The organism is Streptomyces sp. NBC_00234 (genome assembly GCF_036195325.1).
In the GTDB taxonomy this organism is placed as follows: domain Bacteria; phylum Actinomycetota; class Actinomycetes; order Streptomycetales; family Streptomycetaceae; genus Streptomyces.
Map to the genome: position 1 here is coordinate 5849346 of NZ_CP108101.1, position 18199 is coordinate 5867544.

At 69.4% G+C, this 18199-nt stretch carries 18 protein-coding genes and 1 pseudogene; 16 read left to right on the forward strand and 3 right to left on the reverse strand.

Going from position 1 to position 18199, the window contains the following annotated elements; translation table 11 throughout:
* The first annotated feature begins 33 nt into the window (after window positions 1–33).
* The 8 genes from lepB to OG230_RS25885 all read left to right on the forward strand — a co-directional run bounded on the left by lepB (window position 34) and on the right by OG230_RS25885 (window position 6739).
* Window positions 34–792: a signal peptidase I gene (gene lepB / locus OG230_RS25850; RefSeq protein ID WP_328906104.1), complete on the forward strand. Its 759-nt coding sequence runs from the start codon at window positions 34–36 to the stop codon at window positions 790–792.
* Window positions 782–1270, forward strand: coding sequence for an NUDIX hydrolase (locus tag OG230_RS25855; protein ID WP_328906105.1), 489 nt, complete (start codon window positions 782–784; stop codon window positions 1268–1270). Before lepB ends, OG230_RS25855 begins: the two co-directional genes overlap by 11 nt.
* A 63-nt stretch (window positions 1271–1333) precedes the next feature.
* On the forward strand, window positions 1334–1642 hold the full coding sequence (locus OG230_RS25860; RefSeq protein WP_003965949.1) for a DUF2469 domain-containing protein: 309 nt from the start codon (window positions 1334–1336) through the stop codon (window positions 1640–1642).
* Between the two features lie 83 nt (window positions 1643–1725).
* Complete coding sequence (locus OG230_RS25865; RefSeq protein ID WP_328906106.1) at window positions 1726–2085, forward strand: YraN family protein; 360 nt, start codon at window positions 1726–1728, stop codon at window positions 2083–2085.
* Window positions 2085–3710 carry a YifB family Mg chelatase-like AAA ATPase gene (locus tag OG230_RS25870; RefSeq protein WP_328906107.1) on the forward strand — a complete coding sequence of 542 codons (1626 nt, stop codon included), beginning with the start codon at window positions 2085–2087 and terminating at the stop codon, window positions 3708–3710. Before OG230_RS25865 ends, OG230_RS25870 begins: the two co-directional genes overlap by 1 nt.
* Before the next feature lie 140 nt (window positions 3711–3850).
* The gene (gene dprA, locus OG230_RS25875) at window positions 3851–4963 is read left to right on the forward strand and encodes a DNA-processing protein DprA (protein WP_443051601.1); all 1113 of its coding nucleotides are present in this window, start codon (window positions 3851–3853) and stop codon (window positions 4961–4963) included.
* 255 nt (window positions 4964–5218) lie between these two features.
* Window positions 5219–6055: an RNA polymerase sigma factor WhiG gene (gene whiG, locus OG230_RS25880; protein WP_328906108.1), complete on the forward strand. Its 837-nt coding sequence runs from the start codon at window positions 5219–5221 to the stop codon at window positions 6053–6055.
* A 129-nt stretch (window positions 6056–6184) separates the two neighbouring features.
* Window positions 6185–6739: a TetR/AcrR family transcriptional regulator gene (locus tag OG230_RS25885; RefSeq protein WP_328911536.1), complete on the forward strand. Its 555-nt coding sequence runs from the start codon at window positions 6185–6187 to the stop codon at window positions 6737–6739.
* A 277-nt stretch (window positions 6740–7016) separates the two neighbouring features.
* On the opposite strand, the pseudogene OG230_RS25890 reads toward OG230_RS25885, so the two are convergent.
* Window positions 7017–7457, reverse strand: a pseudogene (locus OG230_RS25890) (peptidoglycan DD-metalloendopeptidase family protein); the annotation flags it as partial.
* A 278-nt stretch (window positions 7458–7735) separates the two neighbouring features.
* Here OG230_RS25890 and rpsB point away from each other — a divergent pair.
* The 5 genes from rpsB (at window position 7736) to OG230_RS25915 (ending at window position 12284) form a co-directional block, all read left to right on the forward strand.
* A complete protein-coding gene (gene rpsB / locus OG230_RS25895) occupies window positions 7736–8659 on the forward strand; it encodes a 30S ribosomal protein S2 (protein ID WP_328906109.1) in 924 nt (307 codons plus the stop codon).
* Between the two features lie 96 nt (window positions 8660–8755).
* Window positions 8756–9592 (forward strand): translation elongation factor Ts, encoded by an 837-nt coding sequence (gene tsf / locus OG230_RS25900; RefSeq protein WP_328906110.1) that lies wholly within the window; start codon window positions 8756–8758, stop codon window positions 9590–9592.
* Between the two features lie 159 nt (window positions 9593–9751).
* On the forward strand, window positions 9752–10528 hold the full coding sequence (gene pyrH, locus OG230_RS25905; RefSeq protein ID WP_328906111.1) for a UMP kinase: 777 nt from the start codon (window positions 9752–9754) through the stop codon (window positions 10526–10528).
* A gap of 116 nt (window positions 10529–10644) precedes the next feature.
* On the forward strand, window positions 10645–11202 hold the full coding sequence (gene frr / locus OG230_RS25910) for a ribosome recycling factor (RefSeq protein ID WP_073726823.1): 558 nt from the start codon (window positions 10645–10647) through the stop codon (window positions 11200–11202).
* A complete protein-coding gene (locus OG230_RS25915) occupies window positions 11202–12284 on the forward strand; it encodes a phosphatidate cytidylyltransferase (RefSeq protein WP_328906112.1) in 1083 nt (360 codons plus the stop codon). Before frr ends, OG230_RS25915 begins: the two co-directional genes overlap by 1 nt.
* A 1027-nt stretch (window positions 12285–13311) precedes the next feature.
* Here the strand turns inward: OG230_RS25915 and OG230_RS25920 are convergent.
* On the reverse strand, window positions 13312–13524 hold the full coding sequence (locus OG230_RS25920; protein WP_328906113.1) for a hypothetical protein: 213 nt from the start codon (window positions 13522–13524) through the stop codon (window positions 13312–13314).
* Between the two features lie 34 nt (window positions 13525–13558).
* Window positions 13559–13900, reverse strand: coding sequence for a DUF6233 domain-containing protein (locus OG230_RS25925; RefSeq protein ID WP_328906114.1), 342 nt, complete (start codon window positions 13898–13900; stop codon window positions 13559–13561).
* 185 nt (window positions 13901–14085) lie between these two features.
* Here OG230_RS25925 and rlmN point away from each other — a divergent pair, with 185 nt between their 5' ends.
* The 3 genes from rlmN (at window position 14086) to OG230_RS25940 (ending at window position 18199) form a co-directional block, all read left to right on the forward strand.
* Window positions 14086–15192, forward strand: a complete 1107-nt coding sequence (rlmN, locus tag OG230_RS25930) for a 23S rRNA (adenine(2503)-C(2))-methyltransferase RlmN (protein WP_328906115.1) — start codon at window positions 14086–14088, stop codon at window positions 15190–15192.
* Window positions 15193–15434: 242 nt separating this feature from the next.
* Window positions 15435–16529: a thiamine ABC transporter substrate-binding protein gene (locus OG230_RS25935; RefSeq protein WP_328906116.1), complete on the forward strand. Its 1095-nt coding sequence runs from the start codon at window positions 15435–15437 to the stop codon at window positions 16527–16529.
* A 56-nt stretch (window positions 16530–16585) separates the two neighbouring features.
* A complete protein-coding gene (locus tag OG230_RS25940) occupies window positions 16586–18199 on the forward strand; it encodes an ABC transporter permease (RefSeq protein ID WP_328911537.1) in 1614 nt (537 codons plus the stop codon).

Sequence of the window (18199 nt, forward strand, 5' to 3'; positions counted from 1 at the left end):
GCGATTGTCGATCTCCGATGGGGGAGCGCTGGGATGAGCGGAACAGGACGAACGGGTGACGGCCACGGCCGGCTCGGCAACGCGTTGTCGAGCCTGGCCGTGGCCGTCGGCTGTGTGCTCTTCCTCGGCGGATTCGCCTGGGGAGCGGTGGTGTACAAGCCGTACACGGTGCCGACGGGATCCATGGTCCCGACCGTCGAGGCCGGGGACCGGGTGCTCGCGGAGCGGGTGGACGGCGCCGATGTGCGGCGCGGGGACGTGGTGGTCTTCACCGACTCGGTGTGGGGAAACCAGCCGATGGTGAAGAGAGTGGTCGGTGTCGGCGGCGACAAGGTCGCCTGCTGCGATGCCGACGGAAGGCTCACGATCAACGGCAAGCCCGTCGAGGAACCGTATCTGCAGTCGCAGTTCCCGGCCGCGGGCCAGGCGCCGGCCGCGCAGCAGGACTTCACGGCCGAGGTTCCCGAGGGGCAGCTCTTCCTCCTCGGCGACGAGCGCAGCACCTCGCTGGACTCCCGGGTCCACCTGGAGGACCCGGGGCAGGGATCCGTTCCGCTCAGCGCCGTGCAGGCACGCCTGGACGCCGTCGTGTGGCCGTCGCAGAGCATGATCGACCGGCCGGCGAGCTTCGCTGGGCTGCCAGGCGGGATCTCCGCCGGCGGACCGCTGCAGCTCCAGCTGGGCGCCGTGGTGGTGGGCGTGCTGCTCATCCTGGGCGGCGCCGGGTACAGCACGATCGCGGCCCGCGCCTCACGGCGCAGCCGCGCAGCGGGACCCGCGAATGCCCGCTGAGAAGCGGAAGGTCTCCCGGGTGGTGCTCCTCGATCCCGACGACCGCATCCTGCTCCTGCACGGATTCGAACCGGACGACCCGGCGACGAGCTGGTGGTTCACCCCGGGCGGTGGCGTGGAGGGCGAGGAGAGCCGGGAAGAGGCCGCGCTGCGCGAGCTCGTCGAGGAAACCGGGATCGTCGACGTGGAACTCGGCCCGGTGCTCTGGAAGCGGATCTGCTCGTTTCCGTTCGACGGGCGGCGCTGGGACCAGGACGAGTGGTACTTCCTGGCCCGAACGACGCAGACCGTCACTGCCCCGGCGGGGTTCACCGAGCTGGAGCGGCGGAGTATCGCGGGTTCGAGGTGGTGGACTTCCGCCGAACTGCTGGCGGCGCGTGAGACGGTGTACCCGACCAGACTCGGCGAGCTGCTGCGCACGCTGCTCGACGAGGGTCCCCCACGTGATCCGCTGGTCCTGGACCCCGAAATCGTCTAATCGACCGGGGCCGGGAGCGGCTGACGCACAATAGGGGGACGCACGGCTGAAGGGGAACATGCCATGAGCGCCGAGGACCTCGAGAAGTACGAGACCGAGATGGAGCTGAAGCTCTACCGGGAGTACCGCGATGTCGTCGGTCTGTTCAAATATGTGATCGAGACCGAACGGCGCTTCTACCTCACCAACGACTACGAGATGCAGGTGCACTCGGTTCAGGGTGAGGTCTTTTTCGAGGTGTCCATGGCGGACGCCTGGGTCTGGGACATGTACCGCCCCGCCCGATTCGTCAAGCAGGTCCGTGTTCTGACCTTCAAGGACGTCAATATCGAGGAGCTCAACAAGAGCGATCTCGAACTTCCGGGTGGCTGAGTTATCCACAATCGCTGAGTTATCCACCAAGATCCACCCGTTCCGGGCCGACGCGGCAGAGTCGGTGCCGGAGGTGGTGCCGAATGAACGCACGGGGGGCACTCGGGCGGTACGGCGAGGATCTGGCAGCTCGGCTGCTGATCGAGTCGGGTCTGGCCGTACTGGCGCGCAACTGGCGGTGCCGTGCCGGAGAGATCGACATCGTCGCAGGTGACGGCGATGCGCTGGTCATCTGTGAGGTCAAGACCCGCAGGGCGGGGTCCTTCGAGCATCCGATGGCGGCCGTCACACCGGCCAAGGCCGAGCGGTTGCGAAGGCTCGCCGGGATCTGGCTCGACCGGCACGGCGGACCGCCGTCCGGCGGGGTCCGGATCGATCTGGTCGGGGTAGTCCTGCCCCGGCGCGGAGCGCCCGTCGCCGAGCATGTGCGGGGGGTGGCCTGATGGGGTTCGCACGCGCGTGTTCGGTGGCGCTGGTCGGCGTCGAGGGCGTGGTGGTGGAGGTCCAGGCGGACCTGGAGCCGGGGGTGGCGGCGTTCACCCTGGTGGGTCTGCCGGACAAGAGCCTGGTCGAGAGCCGGGACCGGGTCAGGGCCGCGGTGGTCAATTCGGGCGCCGAGTGGCCACAGAAGAAGCTCACCGTGGGTCTCTCGCCGGCCTCGGTGCCCAAGAGTGGCAGCGGTTTCGATCTTGCCGTGGCGTGCGCGGTGCTCGGTGCGGCGGAACGCATCGACCCGGCCGCCATCGCCGATGTGGTGATGATCGGCGAGCTGGGTCTGGACGGCCGGGTCCGTCCCGTGCGCGGGGTGCTCCCCGCCGTGCTCGCCGCCGCGGAAGCGGGGTACCGGCAGGTGGTCGTCCCCGAACAGACCGCCGGTGAAGCGGCTCTCGTGCCGGGGGTCTCGGTCCTCGGGGTACGGAGCCTGCGGCAGCTGATCGCCGTCCTCGGGGACGAGCCGGTCCCCGAGGAACCGATGGCGGCCCAGGGGCGGCCAGACAGCATGCTGGCCGGGCTGATGATGCCCGGAGCGGGGGTGGGCACGGGACTTGCTCCGTTCGCGGCGCAGGGTGGCGACGGGCACCGGCCCGACCTCTCGGACGTGGCGGGACAGCAGAGGCCGCGCAAAGCGCTCGAGGTGGCCGCGGCGGGAGGGCATCACCTGTTGCTCTCGGGCCCGCCGGGCGCCGGAAAGACGATGCTGGCGGAACGACTCTCGGCGATCTTGCCGCCGCTGACCCGTCAGGAATCCCTCGAAGTGACGGCCGTGCACTCGGTGGCGGGCATCCTCCCGCCCGGTGAGCCCCTGGTCGCCAGGGCGCCGTACTGCGCACCGCACCACTCGGCGACGATGCAGTCGCTCGTGGGCGGAGGAAACGGGCTGCCGAGGCCCGGGGCGGTCTCGCTGGCTCATAGAGGGGTGCTTTTTCTGGACGAAGCGCCAGAATTCTCCGGACGGGCACTTGACGCGCTGCGCCAGCCGCTGGAGTCCGGACATGTGGTCGTGGCCCGTGCGGCCGGTGTCGTGCGGCTGCCCGCACGGTTCCTGATGGTGCTGGCCGCCAATCCGTGCCCCTGTGGCCGGCACACGCTCAGCGGGGCGGGCTGCGAATGCCCGCCCTCCATGATCCGTCGCTACCAGGCGAGACTCTCCGGGCCCCTGCTCGACCGCGTCGATCTGAGGGTCGAGGTGGAGCCCGTCAACCGGGCGGACCTCATGGGGCGCGGCGGGCGGGGCGAGACGACGGCCGAGGTCGCCGTCCGGGTGCGGGAGGCGAGGGAGCGGGCGGCCGACCGGCTCGCGGGCACTCCCTGGACCACCAACAGCGAAGTGCCGGGCCACGAGCTGCGGACCCGGCTGATCGCGGCCCCCGGTGCGCTGCTCGCGGCCGAGCGCGACATGGAGCGGGGAGTCCTCACCGCGCGGGGTCTGGACCGGGTCCTGAGAGTGGCGTGGACGGTCGCGGACCTCCGGGGTGCCGACCGGCCCGATGCCTCGGACATCGCGGTCGCCCTGGAACTGCGGACGGGCATCCAGCGAGGGGTGCCGATGGGGGCCGGAGCATCGTGAACCGGGTGGGGGACGGCGGCGGGGACGTGACGCGGGGGCGGAGCGGCGGGCCGGTGGGAGGCGCCCGGGGGTCCGCGGAGCGTGGTGACCGGACCGGTCGGGGTGACCCGGAACGGCTCGCGCGGGTGGCTCTGACGCGGATTCTCGAACCGGGCGACGAGCGTGCGGGGCGGTGGCTGCGGGAAGTGGGGCCGGCCGAACTGGTCCGGCGCCTCACCGTCCCGGACGGCTCTGCGGAGCGGCTGCCCGGGATGACGGCGGTGCGGCTGGGCGGATGCCGCTTACGGGCGGCGGCGGCCGAACCCGAGCGGGATCTGGCGGTGGCGACTGGGGCCGGCGGGCGCTTCGTCTGCCCGGGCGACCCGGAGTGGCCGACCCAGCTCGACGACCTGGGTGACGCCAGGCCGGTCGGCCTGTGGGTGCGGGGGCTGGCGGACCTGCGCCTGTGGGCGCTGCGCTCGGTCGCGGTGGTCGGGGCCCGGGCCTGCACGCCGTACGGGGCGCACATGGCCGGGACTCTCGGTTCGGGACTCGCGGAGCGCGGCTGGGTGGTGGTCTCCGGCGCCGCGTTCGGCGTGGACGGGGCGGCGCATCGCGGGGCCCTGGCCGTGGGAGGCGCGACCATGGCGGTCCTCGCCTGCGGGGTGGACGTCGCCTACCCCCGGGGGCACGCCGAGTTGATCGGACGGATGGCCGAACAGGGCCTGATCATCAGTGAGTTGCCGCCCGGCGACCATCCGACGCGCAGCCGGTTCATCCTCCGTAACCGGGTGATCGCCGCGCTCACCAGAGGGACGGTCGTGGTCGAGGCCGAGTACCGCAGCGGCTCACTGGTCACCGCCCGCAGCGCGCAGCGGCTCGGCCGCTTCACGATGGGGGTTCCGGGGCCGGCGACCAGCGGATTGTCGGCAGGAGTCCACGAACTGCTGCGCGGTGAGGGGGTTCTGGTGACCGATGCCTCCGAAGTGATCGAGCTGGTCGGTGACATCGGCGATCTGGCGCCCGGCAGAAGGGGCCCGGTGCTCCCCAGGGACCTGCTCGACGCGGTGACCGCACGGGTCCTGGAGGCGCTCCCGTACCGGGGCGCCGTCGACGGCCGCGAGGTCGCGCGTACCGCCGGTATCACCGCCGACGAGGCGCTCGGCAGACTGTACGAACTGCACTCACTGGGGTTCGTCGAACGGGAAGGCGACGGATGGCAGTTGACGCCGAGGCCGACTTGCAACGTGGACGCGCGGCGAGGCGGTTCTTGACCTGGAGCATTCGGGTGAAAAGGTGAAGCCGATGACCTCGGCGGCTCTCTCGGTGATGCCTCCGGGGCCGGCGCACGCGGCGACGGTCCCGGATGTCAGTCATGACCGGCGGCGTGGGCGATGGGGCAGAATCTCCCGGTGTCGCTCCTCGGTCCTGCGCGCACCGCAACACGTCGGTCACGCTACGCTCACAAGGATTCCGCCCCAGACAGAAGTTCCCCCACGACTTCACAGCAGAACGGCTCAAGGCACCACATGCCCCAGCACACCTCCGGGTCTGACCGCGCGGCAGTACCACCAGCTGCGCGTGGCACTGTGCGTCCCCCTGCCCCTTCCTCCCTCGACGAGTTGTGGCGTTCCTACAAGTCCACGGGGGACGAGCGGCTGCGGGAGCAGCTGATCCTGCACTACTCGCCCCTGGTGAAATACGTCGCGGGCCGGGTGAGCGTAGGGCTGCCGTCCAACGTGGAGCAGGCCGACTTCGTCTCCTCCGGAGTCTTCGGACTGATCGACGCCATCGAGAAGTTCGACATCGAGCGGGCGATCAAGTTCGAGACGTACGCGATCACGCGGATCCGCGGCGCGATGATCGACGAGCTCAGGGCGCTGGACTGGATCCCCCGCTCGGTGCGGCAGAAGGCGCGGAATGTGGAGCGCGCCTACGCCACGCTGGAGGCGCAGCTGCGGCGTACGCCGTCGGAGGCGGAGGTGGCCGCCGAGATGGGCATCGCCCTGGAGGAACTGCACGCGGTTTTCAGCCAGTTGTCACTGGCCAACGTGGTGGCGCTGGAGGAACTGCTGCACGTCGGGGGTGAGGGCGGCAACCGGCTGAGCCTGATGGACACGCTGGAGGACACAGCCGCCGACAATCCGGTGGAGGTCGCCGAGGACCGTGAGCTCAGACGGTTGCTCGCCCGGGCCATCAACACCCTTCCGGACCGGGAGAAGACCGTTGTCACGCTGTACTACTACGAAGGCCTCACCCTCGCCGAGATCGGCAACGTCCTCGGGGTCACCGAGAGCCGGGTCAGCCAGATCCACACCAAGTCCGTGCTGCAACTCCGGGCGAAGCTGGCCGACGCGGGGCGCTGAACCGGCCTCGGACACCGGCACCACGACGCCCGGCCGGGGCGGCTTCGGCCACCTGACAGGGGCGCGCACCCTCCTTGCGAACACCTGCCGCCGTAGAGTGGATACGTGCCCAGGATTCGAGCGGCCTCCGTGGCCGAGCACCGGACCATGCAGCGCGGCGCCCTCCTGGACGCCGCACGCTCCTTGCTGTCCGAGGGCGGTACGGAGGCGTTGACCTTCCCCGCTCTCGCCGAACGCACAGGGCTCGCCAGGTCCTCCGTCTACGAGTACTTCCGCTCCCGCGCCGCCGTCGTCGAGGAGCTCTGCGCCGTCGACTTCCCCGTCTGGGCGGCCGAGGTCGAGAACGCGATGGAGCGCGCCCAGGCGCCGGGGGACAAGATCGAGGCGTACGTCCGCAGGCAGCTCGACCTCGTCGGGGACAGGCGCCACCGGGCGGTCGTGGCCATCTCCGCGAGCGAACTGGACGCCGGCGCCCGCGAGAAGATCCGGGCCGCGCACGGCGGTCTGATCGCCATGATCGTCGAGGCCCTGAGCGATCTCGGCCATGAGCAGCCGAGACTCGCGGCGATGCTGCTGCAGGGCTCGGTGGACGCCGCGGTGCGCCGCATCGAGCTGGGCGCCGAGGAGCCGGGCGTGGTCGCCGACACCGCCGTCGCGATGATCCTGCGCGGTGTACGGGGCTGAACGCCCACACTGCGGCTGTCACCGCGAGCATTCCCGCCGGGACCGCCGGGACCGCCGGGGCAGGCGCCCCGCCCGCCCCGTAGTCCGCTTCCCGGAACCCGGCCGCAGGGCCGGACTCCGTCCCGTCCGCGGGCTCCGGAGCCGGCTCCGGCACGCCGAACACCGGCAGCAGCCGGGAAGGGCCGCGCCTCAGCAGTGCGGGCGGCAGCAGGGACAGCGGATCCAGATAGGTGTCTCCGCGCCGCAGCCCCCAGTGCAGGCACGCCCCGGGGCAGTGGAAGGGTCCCGGCTCCAGGACCGCCACCGCCTGCCCGGCGACGACGTCCTCGCCCTCAGGGACCAGGGGGCGCACCGGCTCGTACGTAGTGCGCAGCCGCGGTTCCCCGCTGTCGGCCGCCTCGATGGAGAGCACCCCGCGCCCGGCCACCGCCCCGGCGAACGAAACCCGGCCGGAGGTGGCAGCCAGCACGGCCGCGCCCGGTTCCGCGGCCAGATCGACGCCGCGATGACCCGGCCCGTACGGCCCGGCGGGCGGTTCCCACCCCCGTAACACCGCAGGGCGGCCGGACAGCGGCCACGAGCGGTCCGTGTCCGGCGGTGGACCCTCCGAGGCACGCGCGGACGTGCAGGCCGCCAGTACCGCGAGCAGGGCCGCGACCAGGGCGGACAGGAGAGCTGCGAGGCGGCGGGGAAGGGTCGTTCCATGGGTGCGGCGCATGACCGCCACGGTGCCCCGGCCCCCGGATCCGCGGGGATCATGAACCCGATCTGTGGACAACGGACCGGTTGTGGACAGCGCCGTCACCCGGCACCCGACGGGTCCCGTACACTTCCTTTGGCGATCCGGGTGACCGGGTCGACTTCGCACGCCCCGCCACCACCCTCTCTGCGGACGGTGGCCGCGCTCCTCGGTCCCTTGTGGCACGGCGCGTCGGGGCGTCAGGCGCGACAGCAATCCTGCGGTCGCGATAACCGAGTACCTCAAGGAGTACGGCCATGGCCGTCGTCACGATGCGGGAGCTGCTGGAAAGCGGCGTCCACTTCGGTCACCAGACCCGTCGTTGGAACCCGAAGATGAAGCGCTTCATCTTCACGGAGCGCAACGGCATCTACATCATCGACCTGCTCCAGTCGCTGTCGTACATCGACCGCGCCTACGAGTTCGTCAAGGAGACCGTCGCCCACGGCGGTTCCATCATGTTCGTCGGCACCAAGAAGCAGGCGCAGGAAGCGATCGCCGAGCAGGCGACGCGCGTGGGCATGCCCTACGTCAACCAGCGCTGGCTCGGCGGCATGCTGACCAACTTCTCCACCGTCTACAAGCGCCTCCAGCGCCTGAAGGAGCTGGAGCTCATCGACTTCGAGGACGTGGCCGCGTCGGGCCTCACCAAGAAGGAGCTCCTGGTTCTCTCGCGCGAGAAGGCCAAGCTGGAGAAGACCCTTGGTGGTATCCGCGAGATGCAGAAGGTGCCCAGCGCCGTCTGGATCGTCGACACCAAGAAGGAGCACATCGCCGTCGGTGAGGCGCGCAAGCTCCACATCCCGGTCGTCGCGATCCTCGACACCAACTGCGACCCCGACGAGGTCGACTACAAGATCCCGGGCAACGACGACGCGATCCGCTCCGTCACCCTGCTCACCCGCGTGATCGCCGACGCCGTCGCCGAGGGCCTCATCGCCCGTTCCGGTGCCGCCACCGGTGACTCGAAGCCGGGCGAGAAGGCCGCCGGCGAGCCGCTCGCCGAGTGGGAGCGCGACCTGCTCGAGGGCGACAAGAAGGCCGACGCCGAGGTTCAGACCTCCGCCGAGACCGAGAAGGTCGCGGACGCCGAGGCTGCCGAGATCCCCGCCGCCGAGGCTGCTGTCGAGACGCCCGCTGCCGAGGCCGAGGCTCCGGCCGCGGACGCCGAGCAGGCCTGACACCCGTAACGGCTGAAGACGGCGGGGGCCGGTGCTACAAGCACCGCCCCCGCCGTTCACCCGTAGATCTTTCAGACTTCGAGAGAGAACAGACTCATGGCGAACTACACCGCCGCTGACGTCAAGAAGCTCCGTGAGCTCACCGGCGCCGGCATGATGGACTGCAAGAAGGCCCTCGACGAGGCCGACGGCAGCGTCGAAGGGGCCGTCGAGGCCCTCCGTATCAAGGGTCAGAAGGGCGTCGCCAAGCGCGAGGGCCGTTCTGCCGAGAACGGCGCCGTCGTCTCCCTCATCTCCGAGGACAAGACGTCCGGCGTCCTGCTCGAGCTGAAGTGCGAGACCGACTTCGTCGCCAAGGGCGAGAAGTTCCAGGCCGTCGCCAACGCTCTCGCCGCGCACGTCGCCGCGACCTCCCCGGCCGACATCGAGACGCTTCTCGCGTCCGAGATCGAGGCCGGCAAGACTGTCCAGGCGTACGTGGACGAGGCCAACGCCAACCTTGGCGAGAAGATCGTCCTGGACCGCTTCGCGCAGTTCACCGGCGGTTACGTGGCTGCGTACATGCACCGCACCATGCCCGACCTCCCGCCGCAGGTCGGCGTGCTCGTCGAGCTGGACAAGGAGAACGCCGAGGTCGCCAAGGACGTCGCGCAGCACATCACTGCCTTCGCCCCGAAGTACCTCAACCGCGACGAGGTCCCGGCCGAGACGGTCGAGAACGAGCGTCGTGTCGCCGAGGCCACCTCTCGCGAGGAGGGCAAGCCCGAGGCCGCCCTTCCGAAGATCGTCGAGGGTCGGGTCAACGGCTTCTTCAAGGACGTCGTCGTCCTGGAGCAGGCGTTCGCCAAGGACCCGAAGAAGTCCGTTCAGAAGGTCCTGGACGAGGCCGGTGTCAGCCTGAAGCGCTTCGCGCGCATCAAGGTCGGCATCTGAGTCCGTCCGCGAACAACGGTGGACCCCGATAGGGTCTAGTGCAGTCGACGGCCGCACTCATGCCGGACGACCGCAGATCTGACGAGGAGGCCATTGCCGCTGAGGGACACCAGACCCACCGGCAATGGCCTTCTTCGTATGTGCACGAGGAGAATTTCCATGGACAAGGGCGCGGACGCCACACAGGCTGACCACAAGCGCGACGAAGGCACGATTTCCGGACGCTTCATGCTGAAGCTCTCCGGTGAGGCGTTCGCCGGTGGCGGGGGCCTCGGTGTCGACCCCGATGTCGTGCACACCATCGCCCGCGAGATCGCCGCGGTCGTACGGGACGGCGCGGAGATCGCGGTAGTGATCGGCGGCGGGAACTTCTTCCGTGGTGCCGAACTCCAGCAGCGCGGCATGGACCGGGCCCGGTCCGACTACATGGGCATGCTCGGCACCGTAATGAACTGCCTCGCGCTCCAGGACTTCCTGGAGAAGGAAGGCATCGACTCGCGCGTTCAGACCGCCATCACCATGGGCCAGGTCGCCGAGCCGTACATCCCGCTGCGCGCCGTGCGGCACCTGGAGAAGGGGCGCGTCGTCATCTTCGGCGCCGGCATGGGTATGCCGTACTTCTCCACCGACACCACCGCCGCCCAGCGCGCTCTGGAGATCGACGCCAAGGCATTGCTGATGGGCAAGAACGGGGTGGACGGGGTCTACGACTCCGACCCGAAGACCAACCCCGGCGCGGTGAAGTTCGACGCCCTGGAGTACAGCGAGGTGCTCGCCCGCGATCTCAAGGTCGCCGACGCCACCGCCATCACGCTCTGCCGGGACAACCAGCTGCCGATCCTCGTCTTCGAGCTGACCGCCGAGGGCAATATCGCCCGCGCCGTCAAGGGTGAGAAGATCGGCACGCTCGTGAGCGACGAGGGCACCAGGGCCTGACGGCCCCCAAGGATGGACAACGGCCTGCCGGTCGGACACCGTGCAGGTGAGGACGCGACGCAGGATCCGCAGGGCCCGACGATGCCGGGTCCACTCAAGACACGCAGGAGCACGTGGTGATCGAAGAAATCCTCCTCGAGGCCGAGGAGAAGATGGAGAAGGCCGTTGTCGTCGCGAAAGAGGACTTCGCCGCGATCCGCACCGGCCGCGCGCACCCGGCGATGTTCAACAAGATCGTCGCCGACTACTACGGCGCGCTGACCCCGATCAACCAGCTGGCCTCGTTCTCGGTTCCCGAACCGCGGATGGCCGTGGTGACTCCGTTCGACAAGACCGCCTTGCGCAACATCGAGCAGGCGATCCGTGACTCCGACCTCGGCGTCAACCCGAGCAACGACGGCAACATCATCCGTGTGACGTTCCCCGAGCTCACGCAGGACCGCCGCAAGGAGTACATCAAGGTCGCCAAGACCAAGGCCGAGGACTCCAAGATCTCGATCCGCTCCATCCGCCGCAAGGCCAAGGAGACGCTCGACAAGCTCGTCAAGGACAAGGAGTCCGGCGAGGACGAGGTGCGCCGCGCGGAGAAGGAGCTCGACGACACCACCGCGAAGTACGTCGCCCAGGTGGACGAGCTGCTCAAGCACAAGGAAGCCGAGCTGCTCGAAGTCTGATGAACGACTCTTCCTGGGGTGCCCCGCAGGGAGCGGGTTACTGGGGCGCGCCCCAGATGGGAGCCGCTCCGGCGGGTCCTGCATACGATGTGCACGACGCCCAGCAGACTCGGCCCATGCCCATCGTGCCGGACGTTCCCGACGCAGGTAGAGACGCTGACAACCGCGACGACCGGGACCGGGAGGCCGCGCGCGTCAGCGGCCCCCTGTTCCGTGACGAGAAGCCGCAGGAGCCCATGTCCACCCCGCCGCAGCCCCCGCCGAAGAAGCGCGCGGGGCGTGATCTCCGCGCCGCCATAGGGGTGGGCGTGGGGCTCGGTGCCGTCATCGTCGCCTCGCTCTTCGTCGTGAAGGCCGTGTTCATCGGCGTGATCGTGGCCGCCGTCGTGGTGGGCCTGTGGGAGCTCACCTCCCGCCTGGAGGAGCGCAAGGGCATCAAGGCGCCCCTCGTGCCGCTCGCGGTCGGTGGGGCGGCCATGGTCGTCGCCGGCTACGTGCGCGGGGCGGAGGGTGCCTGGGTCGCCATGGCGCTCACCGCGCTCGCCGTGCTGGTCTGGCGGATGACGGAACCGCCCGAGGGCTACCTCAAGGACGTCACGGCCGGGGTGTTCGCCGCCTTCTACGTGCCGTTCCTGGCCACTTTCGTTGCCATGCTGCTCACCGCGGACGACGGCGCGGAGCGGGTTCTGACCTTCCTGCTGCTGACCGTGGTCAGCGACACGGGGGCGTACGCGGTCGGCTGGCGCTTCGGCAAGCACAAGCTCGCACCGCGCATCAGCCCCGGCAAGACCCGCGAGGGCCTGCTGGGTGCCGTGAGCTTCGCCATGGTCGCCGGTGCGCTGTGCATGGAGTTCCTGGTCGACGACGGTTCCTGGTGGCAGGGCCTGCTGCTGGGCTTCGCGGTCGCGGTCAGCGCCACCCTCGGTGACCTGGGCGAGTCCATGATCAAGCGCGATCTGGGGATCAAGGACATGGGCACGCTGCTGCCCGGTCACGGCGGGATCATGGACCGGCTCGATTCGCTGCTGCCGACCGCGCCGGTGGTCTGGCTGCTGCTGGTGCTTTTCGTCGGATCGGGCTGACATACGGCGTTGCTACCCCGTCTGACCTGCAATGTTGTGAGTGAGGGTCCGTTGTCCACAGGACGGCGGGCCCTCACTCGTCTGTCCCGGGATGTCCACCGGCTTGCCGGTCACGGTGTCCAGACCGATTCCCACAGAGTCTGACGTCCAGTCCATGCGGGCGGTCTTGTCCGTGCAGAGGGTGGTTCTTCATTCGGCGCGGCCTAGCGAACAGTGGCGAATCCCCGTACTCGGGCCGATCGCGGAATCTGCGCGGTACGTTTCCCAAGTCCGGCTTCTCCTTGCCCAAGATCCTCTGCTCGTGTCGAGCAGTGGTCCCGATTGGATCGGGAAGGACGCGAGGAGGGTGCTGGACGATGGTTCGACCGAATAGGTATAGGAAGCGCCAGCAACGAACCCAGAGACGTGACTGGGTGCAACTGTCGGTGGGCCTGCTTACGGCGGTCACTGCCATCGCGGGTTGTGTACAACAGTTCGCGCACTAGCGATGAGTGCCGCACTGAGATGTTCGGACGATTGGTCGGGTGAAGTGAGCCCGGCCGCCTGTTAGTCGGCCGGGCTCACACCGTGTCCCGCACATGAGGGCCTGGCTTCGGCTGACTCCGGAGCCAGGCCCTTCGTGGTCCTGCGGGAGTCCAAGTCCGTCAACACTCGCGAGGAGTCACGGACAGCCCTTGTGTGAACCGCGGTGGACACATAGCACAAGTCGCGGTCCCGCTCGTTCGTTGCGTTCTTGACTCTACAACCGTCGTCTTGGCTGGAGATCTCCCAAGCGCGTTTTCACAGGTCACTGGGGTAGCGCGTGATCATGCCCAAAGATGGCGCGGCATGGCGCGGATGGGGCGAATATTTTCAGGGTTCGCGTTAGTGCAGGTCACGGGCTTGGGTAGTGGCGCGAAAGTAAGAGAAAATGCAGCGATGGGTGGCGAAGGGCTGGCGAATTTCGCTCCGATCAAGACACCTGCGAGCCCCGATCCCGAGCACGCCTATGACCTTGCGGTGTGAGAGGGAGGCTCGGGTGGAAGCACTAGACCGCGCCGTACTCGTGCCGGTGTCCGCCCTGCCACTCCACCCAATGTGGATCGTCCAGCACGTCACCGGCGTCCGGCAGCCCCGCGCGGCGCAGGAACTCGATCACGTCGTTGTCGCTGCGGGCGAGGCCCGCGTTCTGGGCGCGGATCGTCACCCGGCGGCCACCCGCTCCTGCTGCGCTGTGGATGACGATCGGTGCTTCGCTCATGCCCTCATGTCCTCAGGCTCCGGCTGTTCGCGGTTCACAGCACTCCAAGGTCTCTGTCCGGCCGGCAGAACGGGCAAGCCGTGATGCCGTCTGCCGTGAGTGCGCGCAGGGCCTGCTCGCGGGTCATCGGCTGCGTCCTCCTTCCGCTCATGCCGCAGTCGCCCACGTGGACGGCGTCGGCGTGAGTCCCCGTACCCGTGCGCAGCATGGACAGCTTCCATGCGGGCGCCGGGGGTGGCAGGACGTGTCGGGTGCGGGCGGCTGCGGCCTCGCGTGCCTCCAGCTCGGCGATCGTCCGATCGGTTCGGCCGAGCTGGTACGCCTGCCACTCGCGCACGATGCGCAGGCGATCCAGGCGACTAAGGTTTTCGGACACATATTCGATTCTAGGTCTTGGTGAGACGATCTGCGCACCGCTCGTCTTTGGTGCGATCGGTCACCCTCGCGCCTGGCGCCGGGCCGTCTGTGGGCCGTCACAGGGCCGCCGATGGCCGGGCCTGATCCCCTCCGAGCCGGCGATGACCTCTAGTACCACGGCGTGTCTGCGACACTGGATGAACCATGCCTAAGCCCGGAGAACTCACTTTTGTCGCGCCCCGCGGAGCCAAGAAGCCGCCGCGGCATCTCGCCGACCTCACGCCCGACGAGCGCAAGGAAGCAGTCGCCGCGATCGGCGAGAAGCCGTTCCGCGCCAAGCAGCTGTCGCAGCACTACTTCGCGCGGTACGCGCACGACCCGTCGGAGTGGACCAACATTCCGGCCGGCTCGCGCGACGGTCTCGCCGAGGCGCTGTTCCCCGACCTGATGTCCGTGGTGCGCCACATCAGCTGTGACGACGACACCACCCGTAAGACCCTGTGGAAGCTGCATGACGGGACGCTCGTTGAGTCCGTCCTCATGCGCTACCCGGAGCGGGTGACGATGTGCATCTCCTCGCAGGCGGGCTGCGGGATGAACTGCCCGTTCTGCGCCACGGGGCAGGCCGGGCTCGACCGCAACCTGTCGACCGCCGAGATCGTGCACCAGATCGTGGACGGCATGCGGGCGCTGCGCGACGGCGAGGTTCCGGGTGGGCCCGCGCGGCTCTCCAACATCGTCTTCATGGGCATGGGTGAGCCCCTGGCCAACTACAAGCGTGTCGTCGGCGCGATCCGCCGGCTGACCGACCCCGAGCCCGACGGGCTGGGACTCTCGCAGCGCGGGATCACCGTCTCCACCGTGGGCCTGGTGCCCGCGATGCTGCGGTTCGCCGACGAGGGCTTCAAGTGCCGTCTCGCCGTCTCGCTGCACGCCCCGGACGACGAGCTGCGCGACACGCTCGTCCCCGTGAACACGCGCTGGAAGGTGCGGGAGGTGCTGGACGCCGCGTGGGAGTACGCGGAGAAGTCCGGCCGCCGCATCTCCATCGAGTACGCACTGATCCGTGACATCAACGACCAGGCGTGGCGGGGCGACCGGCTCGGCAGGCTGCTCAAGGGCAAGCGTGTGCACGTCAACCTGATTCCGCTGAACCCGACGCCCGGTTCCAAGTGGACCGCCTCGCGGCCCGAGGACGAGAAGGCGTTCGTCGAGGCCATCGCGGCCCACGGCGTGCCGGTCACGGTCCGGGACACGCGCGGTCAGGAGATCGACGGGGCCTGCGGACAGCTGGCGGCCTCCGAGCGCTGAGGCGGAAGGGGCCCGGTGTAGCCTGGGCGCCATCCAACTTCATATTCCGACAGGGGAGCGCCACAGCGCTGAGAGTGCGGCACCAAGGACAGGTTGGCCGCAGACCCTCTGAACCTCGCCCGGGTCATTCCGGGTAGGAAGTTCGGACCTTACTCAAGCTGTTGCGCCCTGCCCGCTCCCTGGTGATCACCGGGGGGCGGGCAGGGCCGCGTCTCTTCCTGGTCACTTCCAGGAGGAATCACATGAGCACCACCAAGAAGATCACGGTGACCGCGGTCGCCGCCGCGCTCGGTGTCACGGCTCTCGCGGGCTGCGGAAGCTCCGACGAGACGGACTCGGGGGCCAAGGGCTCCGGATCCAAGACCGTGACGCTCGTCAGCCACGACTCCTTCAACGCGTCGAAGGACGTGCTGAAGGCGTTCACCGAGGAGACGGGCTACACCGTCAAGGTCCTCAAGAGCGGGGACGCCGGTGCCGCGCTCAACCAGGAGATCCTGACCAAGGGTTCCCCGCGCGGCGACGTGTTCTTCGGCGTCGACAACACGCTGCTCTCCCGCGCCCTCGACAACGGTCTGTTCACGCCGTACGAGGCGAAGGGCCTGGACCGGGTCGCGGCCGACGCGCAGCTGGACGCCGACAAGCACCGGGTCACGCCCGTCGACACCGGTGACATCTGCGTCAACTACGACAAGAAGTACTTCGCGGACAAGAAGCTCGACCCTCCGCAGTCCTTCGACGACCTGCTGAAGCCCGCGTACAAGGACCTTCTCGTCACCGAGAACGCCGCTACGTCCTCGCCCGGTCTCGGCTTCCTCCTCGGCACCGTCGCCGCCTACGGCGAGGACGGCTACGAGAACTACTGGAAGAAGCTGAAGGACAACGGCGTCAAGGTCGTCGACGGCTGGGAGCAGGCGTACAACGACGAGTTCTCCGGCTCCGCCGGCGGCAGGAAGGCCAAGGCCGACCGGCCCCTGGTGGTCTCCTACGCCTCCAGCCCGCCCGTCGAGGTGCTCTACGCCGAGCCGCAGCCGACCGAGGCTCCGACCGGTGTCGCCACCGGGACCTGCTTCCGCCAGATCGAGTTCGCCGGCTTGCTGGACGGCGCGAAGAACGAGGCGGGCGGCAAGGCCCTGCTGGACTTCCTGATCAGCCGGACGTTCCAGGAGGACATGCCGCTGAACATGTTCGTGAACCCGGTCGTCAGCGACGCCAAGCTGCCCGAGCTCTTCACGGAGTTCGGCGCGACGGTCGACAAGCCGGCGACCGTGGCCCCGGACCGGATCGCCGAGAACCGTGAGCAGTGGGTCCGGTCGTGGTCCTCGCTCGTGGTGAAGTAGTCGGCCGTTTCGTGCGCAAGGCGGCGATACGCGGGAACGCGGTGCGGTTCGGCCTGATGGCCGTGCCCGTCGCGTTCTTCGCGCTGTTCTTCGCCTACCCCGTCGTCGCGATCGTCGGCCGGGGGCTGAAGGACGGGGGCCGGTGGCAGTTCGGCCGGATCGGCGAGGTGCTGAGCCGGCCGGAGATCGTCGACGTCCTCTGGTTCACCACCTGGCAGGCCCTCGCCTCCACCGCCCTCACCCTGGTTCTCGCGCTGCCGGCCGCATACGTGTTCGCCCGCTTCGCCTTCCCCGGCAAGCAACTGCTGCGCGCCGTCGTCACGGTGCCGTTCGTCCTGCCGACGGTCGTCGTCGGGACGGCGTTCCTCGCGTTGCTGGGCCGTGGCGGCTTCCTCGACGAGCTGTGGGGCGTGCGGCTCGACACCACCGTGTGGGCGATCCTGCTCGCCCATGTCTTCTTCAACTACGCCGTGGTCGTACGGACCGTGGGCGGCCTCTGGTCGCAGCTCGACCCGCGGCAGGAGGAGGCCGCCCGGGTGCTCGGTGCCGGACGGTTCGCCGCCTGGCGGCGGGTGACCCTGCCCGCGCTGGCGCCCGCCGTGGCCGCAGCCGCGCTGATGGTCTTCCTCTTCACGTTCACCTCGTTCGGCGTCGTGCAGATCCTCGGGGGCCCGGCCTACTCCACGCTCGAAGTGGAGATCTACCGGCAGACCGCCCAGCTCCTCGATCTGCCGACGGCCGCGGTGCTGACGCTCGTGCAGTTCGCCGCGGTCGGCGGAATCCTGGCCGTGCACGCCCGGACCGTACGGCGACGGGAGACCGCGCTGAAGCTGGTCGATCCGGAACAGACCGCCCGCAGGCCGCGCGGCGCCGGGCAGTGGGCGCTGCTCGGCGGAGTGCTGCTGACCGTGCTGCTGCTGATCCTGCTGCCGCTCGGCGTGCTGGTGGAGCGTTCCCTGGACGGGCCGGGCGGCTACGGCTTCGCGTTCTACCGCGCGCTCCAGTCCGCCGACGCCAGCGGGTCCACGTTCCTCGTACCGCCGCTCGAAGCGGTCTGGAACTCGCTCCGGTACGCGCTCGTCGCGACCCTCATCGCGCTCTTCGTCGGCGGCCTGGCCGCGGCGGCTCTCACCCGCCGGGCGGGGCGGCTCGTCCGGGGCTTCGACGCGCTGCTGATGCTGCCGCTCGGAGTCTCCGCGGTCACGGTCGGCTTCGGCTTCCTGATCACGCTCGACGAGCCGCCGTTCGATCTGCGGACGTCCTGGATCCTCGTGCCGCTCGCGCAGGCCCTGGTGGGCGTTCCCTTCGTCGTACGGACCATGCTGCCGGTCCTGCGCGCGGTGGACGGGCGGCTGCGGGAGGCCGCGGCGGTGCTCGGGGCCTCACCGCTGCGAGCCTGGCGCGAGGTCGATCTGCCGCTCGTGCGCAGGGCGCTGCTGGTCGCGGCAGGCTTCGCCTTCGCCGTATCGCTCGGTGAGTTCGGGGCGACCGTGTTCATCGCGCGTCCCGACAATCCGACGCTGCCGGTCGCGGTGGCCCGGCTGCTCGGGCGGTCCGGGGAGCTCAACTACGGTCAGGCGATGGCGCTCAGCACCATTCTGATGCTCGTCTGCGCGGTGTCGCTGCTTCTGCTGGAACGTATCCGCACCGACCGATCCGGGGAGTTCTGA